The 393-nt window shown below is 42.7% G+C and carries 1 protein-coding gene; it reads left to right on the top strand.

Annotation, left to right across the window (positions count from 1 at the left end; genetic code table 11):
• A partial coding sequence (locus tag P2081_RS20425) for a C-type lectin domain-containing protein (protein WP_278924624.1) occupies positions 1 to 356 on the top strand: 356 nt, incomplete at its 5' end.
• Positions 357 to 393: the final 37 nt, after the last annotated feature.

The raw sequence follows: 393 nt of genomic DNA, 5'->3' as shown, positions 1-393 counted from the left end.
ATACAATTTTCAGTGATACAGATCAGAAAACGTGGTCCTCCGCGAAAACAGCTTGCAAAGAGAAAGGAATGGAACTTGCATCTGTTGAGAATGAAGAGGAAGAAATGGAACTGGAGGCAATACTAAAATCTTGTGGCTATAATTTAGGATTCGTTTGGATAGGAGCGTCTGATATTGAATCTGAGGGAGAATTTATATGGAGTTCGTCGGGACGTCCGCTATCATATACAAATTGGGATCCACATAATACTGGTGGTACCGACCAAAACTGTTTAGCGGCCGGCTGGGCATCTGATTACTACAAGTGGGCCGACAGGCCGTGTGCGGAGCTCCACACCTATGTTTGTGAATATTAGATTTGACTTTAGTAATTTCACAAACGGTAGAAAAAGC

The organism is Pseudophaeobacter profundi, assembly GCF_029697505.1.
Classification (GTDB): domain Bacteria; phylum Pseudomonadota; class Alphaproteobacteria; order Rhodobacterales; family Rhodobacteraceae; genus Pseudophaeobacter; species Pseudophaeobacter profundi.
This window is presented reverse-complemented; position numbering and strand designations above follow the sequence as displayed.